The organism is Bradyrhizobium sp. SRS-191 (assembly GCF_024586915.1).
GTDB lineage: Bacteria > Pseudomonadota > Alphaproteobacteria > Rhizobiales > Xanthobacteraceae > Bradyrhizobium.
Genome location: NZ_JANBVS010000024.1, coordinates 79,771 through 94,710, shown reverse-complemented (window position 1 = coordinate 94,710; position 14,940 = coordinate 79,771). Strand labels below are relative to the sequence as shown.

9 protein-coding genes and 1 pseudogene are annotated in these 14,940 nt (G+C 66.1%); 3 read left to right on the top strand and 7 right to left on the bottom strand.

Annotated features, from left to right (window positions below; translation table 11 throughout):
* Window positions 1–385: 385 nt before the first annotated feature.
* A complete protein-coding gene (locus NLR35_RS30555; RefSeq protein ID WP_257170248.1) occupies window positions 386–1,999 on the top strand; it encodes a phosphoenolpyruvate carboxykinase in 1,614 nt (537 codons plus the stop codon).
* Between the two features lie 472 nt (window positions 2,000–2,471).
* Here the strand turns inward: NLR35_RS30555 and NLR35_RS30550 are convergent, their stop codons facing one another.
* The 3 genes and pseudogenes from NLR35_RS30550 to NLR35_RS30540 form a co-directional block, all read right to left on the bottom strand.
* On the bottom strand, window positions 2,472–3,293 hold the full coding sequence (locus tag NLR35_RS30550; RefSeq protein WP_257170247.1) for an acyl-CoA thioesterase II: 822 nt from the start codon (window positions 3,291–3,293) through the stop codon (window positions 2,472–2,474).
* Window positions 3,294–3,399: 106 nt separating this feature from the next.
* Window positions 3,400–5,907, bottom strand: coding sequence for a glycogen/starch/alpha-glucan phosphorylase (locus NLR35_RS30545; RefSeq protein WP_257170246.1), 2,508 nt, complete (start codon window positions 5,905–5,907; stop codon window positions 3,400–3,402).
* A gap of 226 nt (window positions 5,908–6,133) precedes the next feature.
* Window positions 6,134–6,435 (bottom strand): annotated as a pseudogene (locus tag NLR35_RS30540) (GIY-YIG nuclease family protein).
* Between the two features lie 176 nt (window positions 6,436–6,611).
* On the opposite strand from NLR35_RS30540, the gene NLR35_RS30535 reads away from it, so the two are divergent.
* Window positions 6,612–7,043, top strand: coding sequence for a hypothetical protein (locus NLR35_RS30535; RefSeq protein WP_257170245.1), 432 nt, complete (start codon window positions 6,612–6,614; stop codon window positions 7,041–7,043).
* Between the two features lie 79 nt (window positions 7,044–7,122).
* Here the strand turns inward: NLR35_RS30535 and NLR35_RS30530 are convergent, their stop codons facing one another.
* Window positions 7,123–7,959, bottom strand: a complete 837-nt coding sequence (locus NLR35_RS30530) for a DUF2865 domain-containing protein (RefSeq protein ID WP_257170244.1) — start codon at window positions 7,957–7,959, stop codon at window positions 7,123–7,125.
* 174 nt (window positions 7,960–8,133) lie between these two features.
* Window positions 8,134–8,691 carry an orotate phosphoribosyltransferase gene (pyrE, locus tag NLR35_RS30525; RefSeq protein ID WP_257170243.1) on the bottom strand — a complete coding sequence of 186 codons (558 nt, stop codon included), beginning with the start codon at window positions 8,689–8,691 and terminating at the stop codon, window positions 8,134–8,136.
* A gap of 191 nt (window positions 8,692–8,882) precedes the next feature.
* Between pyrE and NLR35_RS30520 the strand changes: the two genes are divergently transcribed.
* The gene (locus tag NLR35_RS30520) at window positions 8,883–9,509 is read left to right on the top strand and encodes a glutathione S-transferase family protein (protein ID WP_257170242.1); all 627 of its coding nucleotides are present in this window, start codon (window positions 8,883–8,885) and stop codon (window positions 9,507–9,509) included.
* A gap of 54 nt (window positions 9,510–9,563) precedes the next feature.
* Here NLR35_RS30520 and NLR35_RS30515 read toward each other — a convergent pair whose 3' ends face one another.
* Together NLR35_RS30515 and polA are read right to left on the bottom strand one after the other, a co-directional pair.
* Complete coding sequence (locus NLR35_RS30515; protein WP_257170241.1) at window positions 9,564–10,763, bottom strand: glycosyltransferase family 87 protein; 1,200 nt, start codon at window positions 10,761–10,763, stop codon at window positions 9,564–9,566.
* Between the two features lie 951 nt (window positions 10,764–11,714).
* Window positions 11,715–14,744, bottom strand: a complete 3,030-nt coding sequence (gene polA, locus NLR35_RS30510) for a DNA polymerase I (protein WP_257170240.1) — start codon at window positions 14,742–14,744, stop codon at window positions 11,715–11,717.
* Window positions 14,745–14,940 lie beyond the last annotated feature (196 nt).

Here is a 14,940-nt window from a genome sequence, read left to right as displayed (position 1 = left end):
GCGCACCCATCACCGCCGCGGCGCTACCGCAGGCTAGGCTGGCGTTGCGAGACGACAAATCTTCGCCTGATGGCGCGTATCCTTCGGCTTGGTGCCGTTCGTGTTGCGCAGTGAAACCGAAGCGCGCTGATATATCTGTTGCGATGCAGCATGCGTGCGCGTGTGAGCAATTGCCGCCGCCATGTGCATTTGCGCAGAAAATTTGAGCTACGTGCATCAGCTGTTAGCAATAACCAATTCGGCCGGATCGTCTTGGCAAGACCAGCGTTGATCAGTATTAGGTCGGCGACCGCGCCTCGGTAAGGCGATGTAAACGGTAACGGTCACCGCATCCGGCGCCATCCATCTCGTGCGCAACCGATGCGGGCTCTCAGGAGGGATCTTCGTGCAAGAGACGGGTATTCGCAACGGTGCCTTCGGTGCCGACAAGTTCGGCTTAAAGAACCTCAAGCAGGTGCATTGGAATCTCGGCGCTCCCCAGCTCTATCAGTACTCGCTGGCGGCCGGCGAGGCGACGCTGTCGGCCGACGGAGCGCTGTGCGCGGATACTGGCGAGTTCACCGGTCGCAGCCCGAAGGACAAGTTCACTGTGCGCGATGCCTCCACCGAGAAGATGTGGTGGGCCGGCAACCAGTCGATCACGGCCGAGCAGTTCGAAGCGCTGTATCAGGACTTCCTCAAGCACGCTGAAGGCAAGAGCCTGTTCGCGCAGGACCTGTATGGCGGCGCTGATCCCTCGTTCCGCATCAAGACGCGCGTCTTCACCGAGCTCGCCTGGCACTCGCTGTTCATCCGCACGCTGCTGATCCGTCCCCAGACGATCGAGCTCGACACCTTCGTGCCGGAGCTCACCATCATCGACATGCCGAGCTTCCGCGCCGATCCGAAACGCCACGGCGTGCGCTCGCAGAACGTCGTGGCGATCGATTTCGCCCGCAAGATCGTCCTGATTGGCGGGTCTTATTATGCCGGCGAGATGAAGAAGAGCGTGTTCACGACGCTCAACTACTATCTGCCGGAGCGCGGCGTGATGCCGATGCACTGCTCGGCCAATGTCGGCCCGAACGGCGATACCGCGATCTTCTTCGGCCTGTCCGGCACCGGCAAGACGACGCTGTCGGCCGATCCGAACCGCACCCTGATCGGTGACGACGAGCACGGCTGGGGTCCGTCCGGCGTGTTCAACTTCGAGGGCGGCTGCTACGCCAAGTGCATCAAGCTCTCGCAGGAGGCCGAGCCGCAGATCTTCGCCGCGTCGACCCGCTTCGGCGCCGTGCTGGAGAACGTCGTGCTCGACGAGGACAGCCGCGTTCCCGATTTCGACGACGGCTCCAAGACCGAGAACACCCGCTCGGCCTATCCCCTCGACTACATCCCGAATGCGTCCCGCACCGGCCGCGCGCCGCATCCGAAGAACGTGGTGATGCTCGCCGCCGACGCCTTCGGCGTGCTGCCGCCGATCGCCAAGCTGTCGCCGGCGCAGGCGATGTATCACTTCCTGTCAGGCTACACCGCCAAGGTCGCCGGCACCGAGCGCGGCTTGGGCAACGAGCCGCAGCCGGAGTTCTCGACCTGCTTCGGCTCGCCGTTCCTGCCGCTCGATCCCTCCGTCTACGGCAACATGCTGCGGCAGCTGATCGCCGACCACAATGTCGATTGCTGGCTGGTCAACACCGGCTGGACCGGCGGCAAGTACGGCGTGGGCTCGCGCATGCCGATCAAGGTGACGCGCGCGCTTCTGACCGCGGCGCTCGATGGCAGCTTGCGCAACGTCGAATTCCGCACCGACAAGTACTTCGGCTTCGCGGTGCCCACGGCGCTGCCGGGCGTGCCGAGCGAGATCCTCGATCCGGTCAATACCTGGAAGGACAAGGCCGAGTTCGACAAGACCGCGCGCGCGCTGGTCGGCATGTTCCAGAAGAACTTCGCCAAGTTCGAAGCCCAGGTCGACGCCGACGTCCGCGCCGCCGCGCCGGACGTGAAGCTCGCGGCGGAGTAGCTGCAAAGACTGACGGGTCAGCCGCGTGCGGCTGACCCGTTTGGACCTTCGCCGGCTCTCCTCCGGCGCATGGAACGGCCGAAGTCGCGCCTCACCCCCCGCCGTGGTCCCGGCGAACGCCGGGACCCATAACCACAGGGCGGAGTGATGCGGCATGCTGGCAGCTCCAGCCTTCGCCAAATGACGGACGGTGGCTATGGGTCCCGGCTCAAGGCCGGGACGACACCGATGGTGTTGACCCCGTCTTGGTCCTCTGCACGTAGGCCTCTGCGGCGACGCTTTGACGTCGCAAGATGCAGCCGAAGTCGCGCCTCACCCACCGTCGTCGTCCCGGCGAACGCCGGGACCCATAACCACAGGGCGGAGTGATGTGGCACGCCAGCAGCTCCGGCCTTCGCCAAATGACGGACGGTGGCTATGGGTCCCGGCTCAAGGCCGGGACGACACCGTTTTCTGAGCGCCGTCCCCGCTCTCACGCCTTGAAATACGCGATCTGCGTCGTCGTCGCGAGCAGGCGGCCGGACGGTGACCACAGCTCGCCATGCTGGTCCTGATAGCTGCGGTTGAAGATCTTGGCATCCGCCGTCGCCAGCACATGCGTGATGTCCTCGGCCGCGAGCTCGTCGCGGCTGACGTGGAAATAGGTCGTCAGCGACACCGTGCCGAACGGCACCAGCTCGCCGCGGGCATGGAAGACGCGGCCGAAGAAGGCGTCCGACATCGACAGCAGCGACAGGCAGTCGAGCTTGCGCGGCTTGCGATCGGAGATCCACAGCCGCGAATAGCTGCTGTGCGGCGTGCCGGTGGCCGAGGCGCCGAACGCCGGGCGTCCTTCGATGAAGCGGAAATCATATTGCTTGGTCCACGACATGTTGGTGTCGGGATGGCGCTTGACCTGGTCGAACGGCGGCGCTTCCGGGCTGACGGCCGGCTGATGCGACCAGGACGGCCTGCGCTCTGCAAACACGGCGGTCGCCAGTGTCGCCGCATCCGCATCGCCCTGGCTCAGCTCCACGCACCAATGCTGCGAGGAGCGGTTGGCCTTTACCAGCCGCACGTCGAGATCGAACGGACCCTCCGCGATCGGCGCGCAATAGTTCACGGTGACCGCAAGCGGATCGCCCGCGATCTGCGGGTGCTGGATCAACGCGCGCAGCACGGTCGCTGCCGTGACGCCGCCGAACGGCCCGACGAAGGCCCAATAGTCCGGGCTGGTCCGGCCCTGCCAGCGACTGTCACCCGCGGTGACGCGGGTGGCCTCGTCGAACAGGTGCGTGGTCGGCGTATCGGTCATGCCATTCTCCTGACGATCATCGTATGATGGTCGTCAGGTCAGATGCAATTCGGCCGGACCTGCAATGACGTCACAGGTCATTGACGCGGAGGGATGGCTCCCCGCCTCACGCCCGTTGCGCATGCGGCAGCACCGCAGCTGGCCCGACCGGCACGTTCCAGATGTCGTCGGCATATTCGCGGATGGTGCGGTCGGAGGAGAACCACGCCATGCGGGCGACGTTGAGGATCGAGGCGCGGGTCCAGGCCGGCGTGGTCTGCCAGCGCGCGTCGACGCCGCGCTGGGCCTCGTAGTAGGAATCGAAATCGGCCGAGACCATGTAGTGATCGAGATGGCGCAGCGCATGCGCGATCGGCTCGAACCGTCCGGGTTCGCCCGGCGAGAACAGGCCCGAGGCGATCGCGTCGATGGCGCGCGCCAGCCGCGGCGAGCGGCGGATAATGTCGGTCGCGTCGAGGCCCTGCTGGCGGCGCAGCATGACGTCGCCGGCCTCCATGCCGAAGATCGCGATGTTGTCGGCCCCGACATTGTCGCGGATCTCGATGTTGGCGCCGTCCAGCGTGCCGATGGTGATCGCGCCGTTCAGCGCCAGCTTCATGTTGCCGGTGCCGGAGGCTTCCATGCCGGCGGTCGAGATCTGCTCGGACAGATCGGCGGCGGGAATGATCGTTTCCGCCAGGCTGACATTGTAATCGGCCATGAACACGACCTTCAGCTTGCCGCCGATCGCGGGATCGTTGTTGACCACCTCGGCGACGTCGTTGATCAGCTTGATGATCAGCTTGGCGTAGCGGTAGCTCGCCGCCGCCTTGCCGGCGAAGATCTTGACCCGCGGCACCCAATTGCCTTGCGGATCGTCCTTGATGTCCAGATACAGCGCCACCGCCTCGAGGATGTTGAGCAGCTGCCGCTTGTATTCGTGGATGCGCTTGATCTGCACGTCGAACAGCGCGCCCGGATCGAGCCGCACATTCATGCGCTCGCCGATCAGCCGCGCGAGCTGGATCTTGTTGTGGTGCTTCACGGCCCGGAACTTCTGGTGGAAGCCAGCATCCGCGACATAGCTCTCCAGGCTCGTCAGCAAGGTCGGATCGTCGACGATGGCGTCGCCGCAGGCCTCGCACAGCAGGCTCGTCAGCTTCGGATTGGCAAGCGTCAGCCAGCGCCGGAAGGTGATGCCGTTGGTCTTGTTGGTGATGCGGCCGGAATAGAGATGGTTGAGATCGTGGAACACGGTCTCCTTCATCAGGTCCGAATGCATCGCCGAGACGCCGTTGATGCGATGCGAGCCGACGAAGGCGAGCTGGCCCATGCGCACGCGCCGGCCGCTCTTCTCGTCGATCAAGGACACCGAGGCGCGGTAGTCGATGTCGCCCGGCGCGCGCTGCTCGGCGAGCGCCAGATGCTGCGCATTGATGCGGTAGATGATCTCGAGATGCCGCGGCAGCAGCCGCTCGAACAGCTCGACCGGCCAGGTCTCCAGCGCCTCGGGCAGCAGCGTGTGGTTGGTGTAGGACAGTGTTGCGACGGTGATCTTCCAGGCCTCGTCCCAGCGGAAATTGTGCAGGTCGACGAGGATGCGCATCAGCTCGGCCACGGCGAGCGAGGGATGCGTGTCGTTGAGCTGCACGGCGGCCTTCTGCGACAGGCTGCGCAGCTGCCCGTCGGAGCCGAGATGGCGCTTGACGAGATCCTGCAGCGAGGCCGAGACGAAGAAATATTCCTGCCGCAGCCGCAGCTCGCGCCCCGCGGGACTCTCGTCATTGGGGTAGAGGAACTTGCAGATCGCTTCCGCGCGCGCTTCTTCCGCCGACGCGCCGAGATAGTCGCCGGAGTTGAACACGTCGAGCTTCAGCGGATCGGGCGAGCGCGCCGACCACAGCCGCAGCGCATTCACATGCTGGCCGCGCCAGCCGACGATCGGCGTATCATAGGCCACCGCCTGCACGGTCTCGCCGGGATGCCAGATCGCGCGGTCGCGGCCCTTGTCGTCGACATGCTCGACGCCGCCGCCGAAATGCACGTGATAGACCACTTCGGGCCGCTGGAATTCCCAGGGATTGCCGAACGACAGCCAGACGTCGGGATATTCGTGCTGCCAGCCGTCCACGATGACCTGGCGAAACAGGCCGAAATCGTAGCGGATGCCGTAGCCGATCGCCGGGATCTGCAAGGTCGACATGCTTTCCATGAAGCAGGCCGCGAGCCTTCCCAGGCCGCCATTGCCGAGGGCGGCATCCGGCTCGCATTTGCGCAGATCCATCAGGCCGACGCCGAGATCGCCGAGCGCGGTCTCGAACACCTTCATCAGGCCCATGTTGTTGAGCGCGTCGGTAAACAGGCGGCCGATCAGGAACTCAAGGCTGAGATAATAGACCCGCTTGCGCCCGGCGTCGTAGCTCTCCTTGTCCGCCGTCAGCCAGCGATGCACGATGCGGTCGCGCAAGGTCAGCGCCGCGGCGTGATACCAGTCCTGCTGCGTCGCCTGGCTCGCCTCCTTGCCGATCGCGAGCCGAAGCTTCGCCAGGATGTCGCTCTTGATCTCGGCGACGGCCAGTTCGTCGACGGGCTGGCCGGTGCTTACGAAGCTGCGCTGGGACGGCTGATCTGTCACCTTGAAACCTGTGATGCTACGAGGAACCGGTAAAAGCATACGATGGTTGCGCGCGGTCCGAAACCCGGGGAAAGGCTGGTCCGCACAGCAAGGTGATGGAAAAATATGCAAAGTTCGGGCCGGAGTTCCGCGGCTGGAACGCGGATGGCTGTTGCTGCGGGTGCGTGGGGGAGATGGATTCGAGGTCTTTCCCCGTCGTCATCCCGGCGAACGCCGGGATCCAGACTCACCGTTCAAGGATCAGGCCCGACAGGTCACTCCAATCGAGGTTGTCTCGTTGGACGAGCTCCACCTTCCAATGGCGATGCCAATTCTTTAGCTGCTTTTCTCGGGCGATGGCGTCGAGCGGGCTTGCGAAGCGCTCGACGTGAACGAGGCGAAAAACCTTGTAGCTGCTGCGAACTTGGAACCTCGCCCAGCACGATGGTCCTCGAGCCGCCTCCTCAGATCATTGGTCACGCCCACGTAAAGCGTGCTGTGGTGGCCGCTGGCGAGGATATAGGCCGTCCACTCAGCCTCGGTGCTCATCGGGCGTGCCAAACAATTGGCTGCGGTGGTTATGGGTCCCGGCTCGGAGGCCGGGACGACGGCAATTGACTTTCTTTTCTCAGCAGAACAAATTAAGAACAATTTAGCAAGCGATCGTTATCCCTATGGCGATTCGATCTGCCCACCCCGGCATCAGTGCATCTCGTGAGGACACCATGTCCAACACCGCCTTCGATCCCCTGGCCCTGACCCGCATTGCCGATTTCGCGCGCACCTTGACGCGGCTACACAAGACGGCACGCCGGCGCGCCGTGGACGACGATCAGATCGACCGTGCGTTCAACGCCGTCTGCATGTCGGTCTGGGGCTACACCACCGACGACATCTCGGATGAGCTGTTCTCGGCCACCGACCACACCTTCCTCGACGGCCTCGACGAGGCTCGGGCGCGCATCTTTGCCGCCGAGCAGGGCTACGACCTCGTCGACGACGAGGGCATGCTGAGCGACTGGTGGGGCTTCTGCTGGATGATCCTGGCCGAAAAGCGCGGCCTGCTGACGCCGGACAACCGCGCCGCCGCGCGCGCGGCGATCGAGGAAAAGTACCTCGAAGCGCCCAACGTCATCGGCGTCATCGTCGGGCGCTAGCCCAGCATTCCGTCGTTGCGAGCGTAGCGGGGCGGCGCCTTGCGCGGACCCGTTATTTCGCAAGGACGCGGACCAAAGCTCAATCCACATCCGCGCGCTTGGCGCGGCCCGCGGCCGGCTTTGGCGCAATCGTCAGTGGCGGCGCCACGCTGACATTGCCGGCATTGACATTGCCCGCATTGGCCTCCGGCGGTGGCATGGCGGCGAGCGCATCGGCCGCCAGCATCTCGGCGCGCACCGGCGCCACCTTCATCTCGCTCAGCTTGGCCCGCATGTCCGAGTTCAGCCCGGGATAGGAAGCGACCGGTTTGAAGTCGGCCGCCTGGCCGCCGCTGCTGCGCGGTCCTGAATAGGCGACGAGCCCGTCGCTGGTGGCCACGACATCGCCCGGGCGCAGCGAGGTGTCGAGCGACAAGTCGACCGGCGCGAGCCCCGCGGGATCGCGGCCGTTGCAGGTGCAGTCGGCGCGCAGCGCCTGGCGATAGGCGAACGCGGTCTCGCTGTCGGCATAGCGCTCGCCATTGGCCGCGGTCGCGTAGTCGATGTTGGAGCCGTAATAGATCTTGGTCGGGCTCGCCGGGCAGAACGCCTGGCACATCTGCGCCGGCGAGGCGAGGCCACGGGTCAGCGGGAAATAGCGCCCGTCACAGCTGCGCACGCAGAACGCGGCGCCCGATCCGCTCGAGGCCGCGCGCGGCTGTGGCGGGCCTTGCGGATTGGTGCCGAACGGATCGGCGAAGAAGCTGCCTTGGGCCGCCGGCCGCTGCGCTTGCGGCTTGTTGAAGCCGCCGAACAGGAAATCGAACAGGCCCTCGGCCGAAGCCATCTGCGGCGCCAGCGCGAGCGCGGCCAGGCCGATCATGGTGGCGACGGCGACGCGGCGGGGCAACCGCCGAAACGACAACACGTGACGCAACGCCCACTCCATCTCTCACCGCAAAGGTCTGCCGCTGCGGCGAATCCACGCCGATCATGCGCGAACGGGCCGGCCATGCCCACGGCATGGCGCCATCAGCTTTGCGGTAACCTTAATGGGCGTTGGTAAATGAGCGGTGTGTGCGGAGCGCGAAAGTCGGCGCGCCGTCAACTCTCAGAGGAATTCGCGCGCCTTGTACAGCGCCTGGAACGGCAGGCCCGCCTGCGCGAACGCCTCGGCCGCGCCTTCCTCGCGATCGACCATCGTGAACACCAGCGACACCTCGGCGCCGGCCTCGCGCAGGGCCTCGACCGCCTTCATCGCCGAGCCGCCGGTCGTGGTGACGTCCTCGACCACGACGATGCGCTTTCCCGCCAGGGTCTCGTCGCGCGTCAGGCCCTCGATCGCGAGCCTGGCGCCGTGCTCCTTCGGCTTCTTGCGCACGAAGAAGGCTGCGATCGGATGGCCCTTGATCCAGGAGATCTGGGCGATCGCGCCGGCCAGCGGCACCGCGCCCATCTCCAGCCCGCCGATATAATCGAAGCCCTCGTCCTTCAGCGCCTCATAGGTGAGCTCGGCGAGCAGCGTCGCGCCCTCCGGGTCCATCATGGTCGGCTTGAGGTTGAAGTAGAAATCGCTCTTGCGGCCGGACGCCAAGGTGACATCGCCGCGCCCGAACGAGCGCCTGCGGATGATCTCGAGGAGGCGGGCGCGGGAGGCGGATTTGGACACGGCGTTTCCCCTGAGGGTCGGTTCTTGAGTGAATTCTGGGTGGCGCAATCTATCGGGGCCGGACGGCCGAGGCCAGCGGCCAGGATGTCCCATCAACAACGCTACGTTTGGAGCCGGGCGCGGTTTCGAGCTAAGGGGAAGCGAGAGCCCAAGCAAGACATTTCGCAAGACATTTCGTGGGGACGCGCCGCATGACCATCGACCTGCACACCTGGAACACGCCGAACGGCCGCAAGATCTGCGTCGCGCTGGAGGAGATGGGCCTGCCTTACCGCGTCATCCCGGTGGACATCACCAAGGGCGCCCAGATGGCGCCGGCGTTTCTGGCGATCAGCCCGAACAACAAGATCCCCGCCATCGTCGATCCCGACGGCCCCGAGGGCAAGCCGGTCAGCGTGTTCGAATCCGGCGCCATCCTGCTCTATCTGGCGGAGAAGACCGGCCGGTTCCTGCCGAAATCGCTTAGCGAGCGGATCCCGGTCTATGAATGGCTGATGTGGCAGATGGGCGGCTTCGGCCCGATGCCCGGCCAGGTGCATCATTTCATCGCGCTCGAGAACGAGCAGGACCGCGCCTATGGCCTGAAGCGCTACATGGCCGAGACGGTCCGGCTCTACGGCGTGCTCGACCGCCGCCTGGCGCAGCACGAATTCGTCGCCGGCGATCTCTCGATCGCCGACTTCGCCATCCTCGGTTGGGCCTGGCGCCATCCCCGCCACAAGGTCGACTTGGCCGACTTCCCCCACGTCAAGCGCTGGTACGAGGCCCTGATGACCCGCCCCGCCGTCAAGCGCGGGATGGAGGCGAAGCTGGATTGAGAAGCACGGATTGATCCAAGGGCGCGGCTCGCGGAAGAGACGACGATGGTCGTCTCAGCCGGCCGCCGGCGGCAGCACGTTCAGCGCGGGCGCGGTGCGGCCGGAGCGGTCGAACATGCCGCCGATGCTCAAGGCCAGCAGCGTCAGCAGGAGCGGGGCCGCGAGCGGCACGGAGTGCCCGATCATCGCGAGCAGGCAGGCCGACAGCGCGATGACGAGGCCGATCTCCAGCGGCGCGATCGGCTCGCCGGCGTCGCTTCGCGCCTTCCAATGGATCGCGATCCCCGCCGCCACCATCGGCATGTCGTAGATCATCGCATAGGGGGTCGCCAGGACGCTGCCGACCGCAACGAGCGCGATCGCCTGGTCCGTCATGCCGCGTCGCCACGCATCCCAGACCATTACGACGATCGAGCAGGACAACACGAGCTGGATCACGACGCCGACCGGCGGCGGTGCGCCGAGCGCGTGCAGGCCGGCGATGACCGTCGGCATCATGTGGTCGAGGCTGGCCTGGTTGGCGCCGAGCTGCGCCTGATAGCTCGGAAATCCGGTGATCCATTGCAGCCATATCAGCGGATCGATCGCGGCGCTGGTCACGACGCCGACGATCGCGGTCATCGCAACCGCCGACAGAATGGCGCGCCAGTTGCGCGATGCCAGCAGCACGACGGGCATCAGCAGCACGAATTGCGGCTTGTAGGCGAGCAGGCCGAGCAGGCTGCCTGCGATGACCGGATGACGCGCGAGCAGGCGCAGTCCGCCGATCAGCAGCGCCGCCGAGAGAAAGCCGTTCTGGCCGGTGATCGCGTTGATCAGCGTCGTCGGCGCCGCAAGCAACGCCAGGCCGCTCAGCGACCGCCAGTCGCGGCCGAGCGTCGCGAGGCCGTAGAGTGCGAACGTAACCGAGATCCAGCAGACATAGGCCACCGGCAGCGCCAGCATGCCCAGGGGAATCAGCACCAGCAGGAAGGTCGGCGGATAGGGATAGGGAAACCCGCCGCCGCCCAGCGCAGGATCGAGGGTCTGCTGATAGCGCGCGAGCGCGACCGGATCATAGATGCCGGCGCCGGACAGCGCGGCGAATTTGCCGAACGACCACAGGCCGAAGAAGTCACCGAACGCCGGTTGAGGCGAGGACAGGGCCCAGCTGACGAGATAGGCGCCATTATAGAGCGCCACGGCGATCAGCAGGATCAGCACCGCGCGCCGGTCGCGCGTCGTCCGGTGAGCTGCGGATGCGGACACGGGCATGGAGCTCGTCGAGGCCAGGGTGTTCGGCGCCATCGGCACGGTCGGAGAAAGAGGATGATCAGCGCCGCCATGCGATCGCTCGCACCGGTGCCCGGCCAAGTCTGCCAGGGCCCGCTGCACGCCGTGTTACCGGCGGTCCGGATGACCAGGCGTGATCTCATCGTGCCTAACGATGGGTAAAGCCGCCGCAGGCCGCGCGACCTCGATGGGGCGGCCGTTGTCCGCATCGGGCGGCAGGCCGCCGCGTAAGAATCGACTTGCTATTTTTCCGAAATCATGCTCTACTCCGCGCATCCCGTCCTCATGCAGAGGGGCGTACGCGTCGTCACGATACGTTGAGGCGGGGAGCGGTGGCCGCGGGTCTGTCGGGTGCTGATGCGCTGGACGATGGACAGCTCGCGGACGTTCAAGCCGTGTGGTCCTGGCGCCCCGAAGCTGGCGCCAAGCCTCGAGGACATGACGTGTCATCGGGTGACGGGGGCAAACAAGCCGGTCCCCGGGGAGAGCGCGGAGCAGACGTTAAACCCATCGCGCAGGGAGGGCCGGGTCTGTCCGGCTGAACCTGTGGTATCTGCCGCCTGCATTTTTTGAGCAGGCGGGCCACGGGCCTCAGTCGAGGTCCGGCCTTCCCTGCGCCCTTTGCGCTCTTGCAAGGGGCGGACTGATCGCAAGCCTCGGGCAAGAAGTGCCGCGAGAAGGCGAAGCCGTGCTCCTCATGTCCTCAGCTGTTTGAATCGTGAATGCATCCTCGTCCTCCGCCGTCGTCCCGGCCTTGAGCCGGGACCCATACTCCGCGGCGGTTGTATTGGGCAAAAGGCCAATGACCAGTGTGCCTCGAACCGCTTGCTGGGGGTATGCGTCCCGGCTCAAGGCCGGGACGACAGGGGTGGTTGTCGATATGGCGGCCTTCCACCTACGGCCAATGACGGACGAGAGGGCAGCGCAATCCGCTCAATGCGCCTCGTCCCAATTATCCGCCGCGCGGGCGTCGACGTGCAGCGGGACGGACAGCAGCACGGCGGGGAAGGGGGCGTCCTGCATGACGTGCTGCACGACCGGCAAGGTCGCCGCGACCTCGTCCTCGGGCACCTCGAAGATCAGTTCGTCATGCACCTGCAGCAGCATCTGAGCCGAGAGCTTCTTCGCAGCCAGCGCCTCCTCGACCCGGGTCATCGCGCGGCGGATGATGTCCGCCGCCGTGCCCTGCAGCCGCGCGTTGATCGCTGCGCGCTCGTTGAAGGCGCGCACCGAGGCGTTGGAGGCCTTGATCTCCGGGTAATGGCACTTGCGGCCGAACAGCGTGACGACATAGCCGTTCTTGCGGCAGAACTCCTTCGTCGCATCCATGTAGTCGCGGATGCCCGGGAAGCGCTCGAAATAGCGCTTGATGTAGGCCGAGGCCTCCTCGCGGGCGATGCCGAGCTGGTTGGCGAGGCCGAAGGCGGAGATGCCGTAGATGATGCCGAAATTGATCGCCTTGGCCCGGCGGCGGACCTCGCTCGGCATGTCCTTGATCGGCACGCCGAACATCTCGGACGCGGTCATCGCGTGAATGTCGAGCCCGTCCTTGAACGCCTGCTTCAGCACCGGGATGTCGGCGATCTCCGCGAGCAGCCGCAGCTCGATCTGCGAGTAGTCCGCCGACACCAGCTTGTGGCCGGGCGATGCGATGAAGGCGCGGCGGATCTTGCGGCCGTCCTCGGTGCGCACCGGGATGTTCTGCAGGTTCGGTTCGTTCGAGGACAGCCGGCCCGTCGTGGTCGCGGCCAGCGCGTAGGTGGTGTGCACGCGGTGCGTCTGCGGGTTGACGTAGGTCGGCAGCGCATCGGTGTAGGTCGATTTGAGCTTGGAGACCTGGCGCCATTCCAGGATCTTGCGCGCGAAATCATTGCCCTGCTCGGCGAGGTCGTCGAGGATCGAGGCCGAGGTCGACCACGCGCCGGTCTTGGTCTTGGTGCCGCCCGACAGCCCCATCTTGCCGAACAGGATATCGCCGATCTGCTTCGGGCTGCCGACATTGATCGGCTCGCCGGCCAGCTCCTGCAACTCGGCCTCGACGCGCGCCGCCGTCTGGGCGAAGTCGCCGGACAGCCGCGACAGCACCTGGCGGTCGATCGAGATGCCACGCCGCTCCATGCGGGCGAGCACCGAGACCAGCGGCCGCTCCAGCGTCTCGTACACGGCCGTCATGCGCTCGGCGACGAGGCGTGGCTTCAACACGCGCCACACCCGGTGGATGACGTCGGCGGCTTCCGCCGCGTGCGACGTGGCGCGGTCGATCGCCACCTGCTCGAACGTCAGCTTGTTCTTGCCGCTGCCGATCAGCTCGCTTTCGCTGAGGACAGCGTGGCCGAGCACATGCTCGGCCAGCGAGTCGAGCTTGTGCGAGCCGCGCCCGGCATCGAGCGCGTAGCTCATCAGCAGGACGTCGTCGACATTCGCAAGCGTGATGCCGTGCTGCGCCAGCAGCACGGCGATGAACTTGATGTTGTAGCCGATCTTCGAGAGCCCGGCGGATTCGAGGACCGGCTTCAGCGCGGCGAGCGCCTCGCTCGCCTTGATCTGGTCGGGCGCGAGCCCGGCATCGAACAGGCCGCCGCCGTCGCCGGCCTGGCGATGCGCCAGCGGGATGTAGCAAGCTTCGTTCGGCGCCAGCGCCAGCGAAAGACCGCACAGGCTGGCCTGCATCGGATCGATCGAGCTGGCCTTGACGTCGATCGTGACCCGGCCGAAATCGTGCACGCGCGCCAGCCAGGCGTTCAGCTCGGGCAGCGTGCGCACGGTCTGATACTTGTCGCGATCGATGCGCGCGCTCTTGGCAGCCTCGGCCCGGGTCTGCGCGAGTGCCGCGGGCGTGCCCTTGCTCATCGCCGACTTGTCAGTCCGCACATCGCCGGTTCTCGGCGCAGCCGCCGGCTTGCTCGGTGCGCTTGCTCCGCCGTTTGCCGGGGACGGCTCAGCGGCAGCCGTGGCCGAGCCTGCCCCGCTCTTCAACTGCGCATCCGCCGTCACGTCGGCCGGATCGATCTGCGAATACTCGGCGACGCGCCGCGTCAGCGTGGAGAACTCCATCGCCTTGAGGAAGGCGATCAGCTTGCGCGGATCGGGCTCGTGCACCGCGAGCTCGTCGAGCGGCACCTCGAGCGCCACCTTGTCGTCGAGCAGCACCAGCTGGCGCGAGATCCGCGCCTTCTCGGCGTTCTCGATCAGCGCCTCGCGCCGCTTGGGCTGCTTGATCTCGGGCGCGCGCGTCAGCAGGCTTTCGAGATCGCCGTAGTCGTTGATCAGCTGCGCCGCGGTCTTGATGCCGATGCCGGGCACGCCCGGCACGTTATCGGTGGAATCGCCGGCCAGCGCCTGGACCTCGACGACCTTCTCAGGCGGCACGCCGAACTTTTCGATCACCTCGGCAATGCCGATGCGACGGTCCTTCATGGTGTCGTACATCGTGACGCAGTCGTTGACGAGCTGCATCAGGTCCTTGTCGGAGGACACGATGGTGGTGGTGGCGCCGCGCTCGCAGGCGAGCCTGGCATAGGTCGCGATCAGGTCGTCGGCCTCGAAGCCGCCCTGCTCCAGGCAGGGCAGGTCGAACGCGCGCACGGCCTCGCGGATCAGCGCGAATTGCGGGATCAGGTCATCGGGCGCCGGCGGCCGGTGCGCCTTGTACTCGGAGTAGATCTTGTTGCGGAACGTGACCTCGGACTTGTCGAACACGATCGCCAGATGCGTCGGCCGGTCGGTCTCCGGCATGTCGCGCAACAGCTTCCACAGCATGTTGCAGAAGCCGAGCACGGCATTGACGTTCAGGCCGTCGGACTTGCGGTTGAGCGGCGGCAGCGCGTGATAGGCGCGGAAGATGTAGGACGAGCCGTCGACCAGGAATACATGGTCGCCCTTGGCGGCAGTCTTCGCTGCGCTCGTGGCGGCAGGCGCGGGGGTGGCGGACGTGACGGCGGCTTTATGGGGAGCTTTGGGCATGGCCGCAATGTAGGGAATTTGGCCGGGATTGACACCCTCGGAACGGCAGAATCCGGCGCGTTCCCCACGCAATTCGGTGCCGCTGTAACGCTGGATCGGCGCCTCAAACTCCGCCGTCGTCCCGGGCAAGCCCCGACGCCGCGAAGCGCCGGCGGGGCGCCGACCCGGGACCCATACTCCGCAGCGGTGGTGAGGC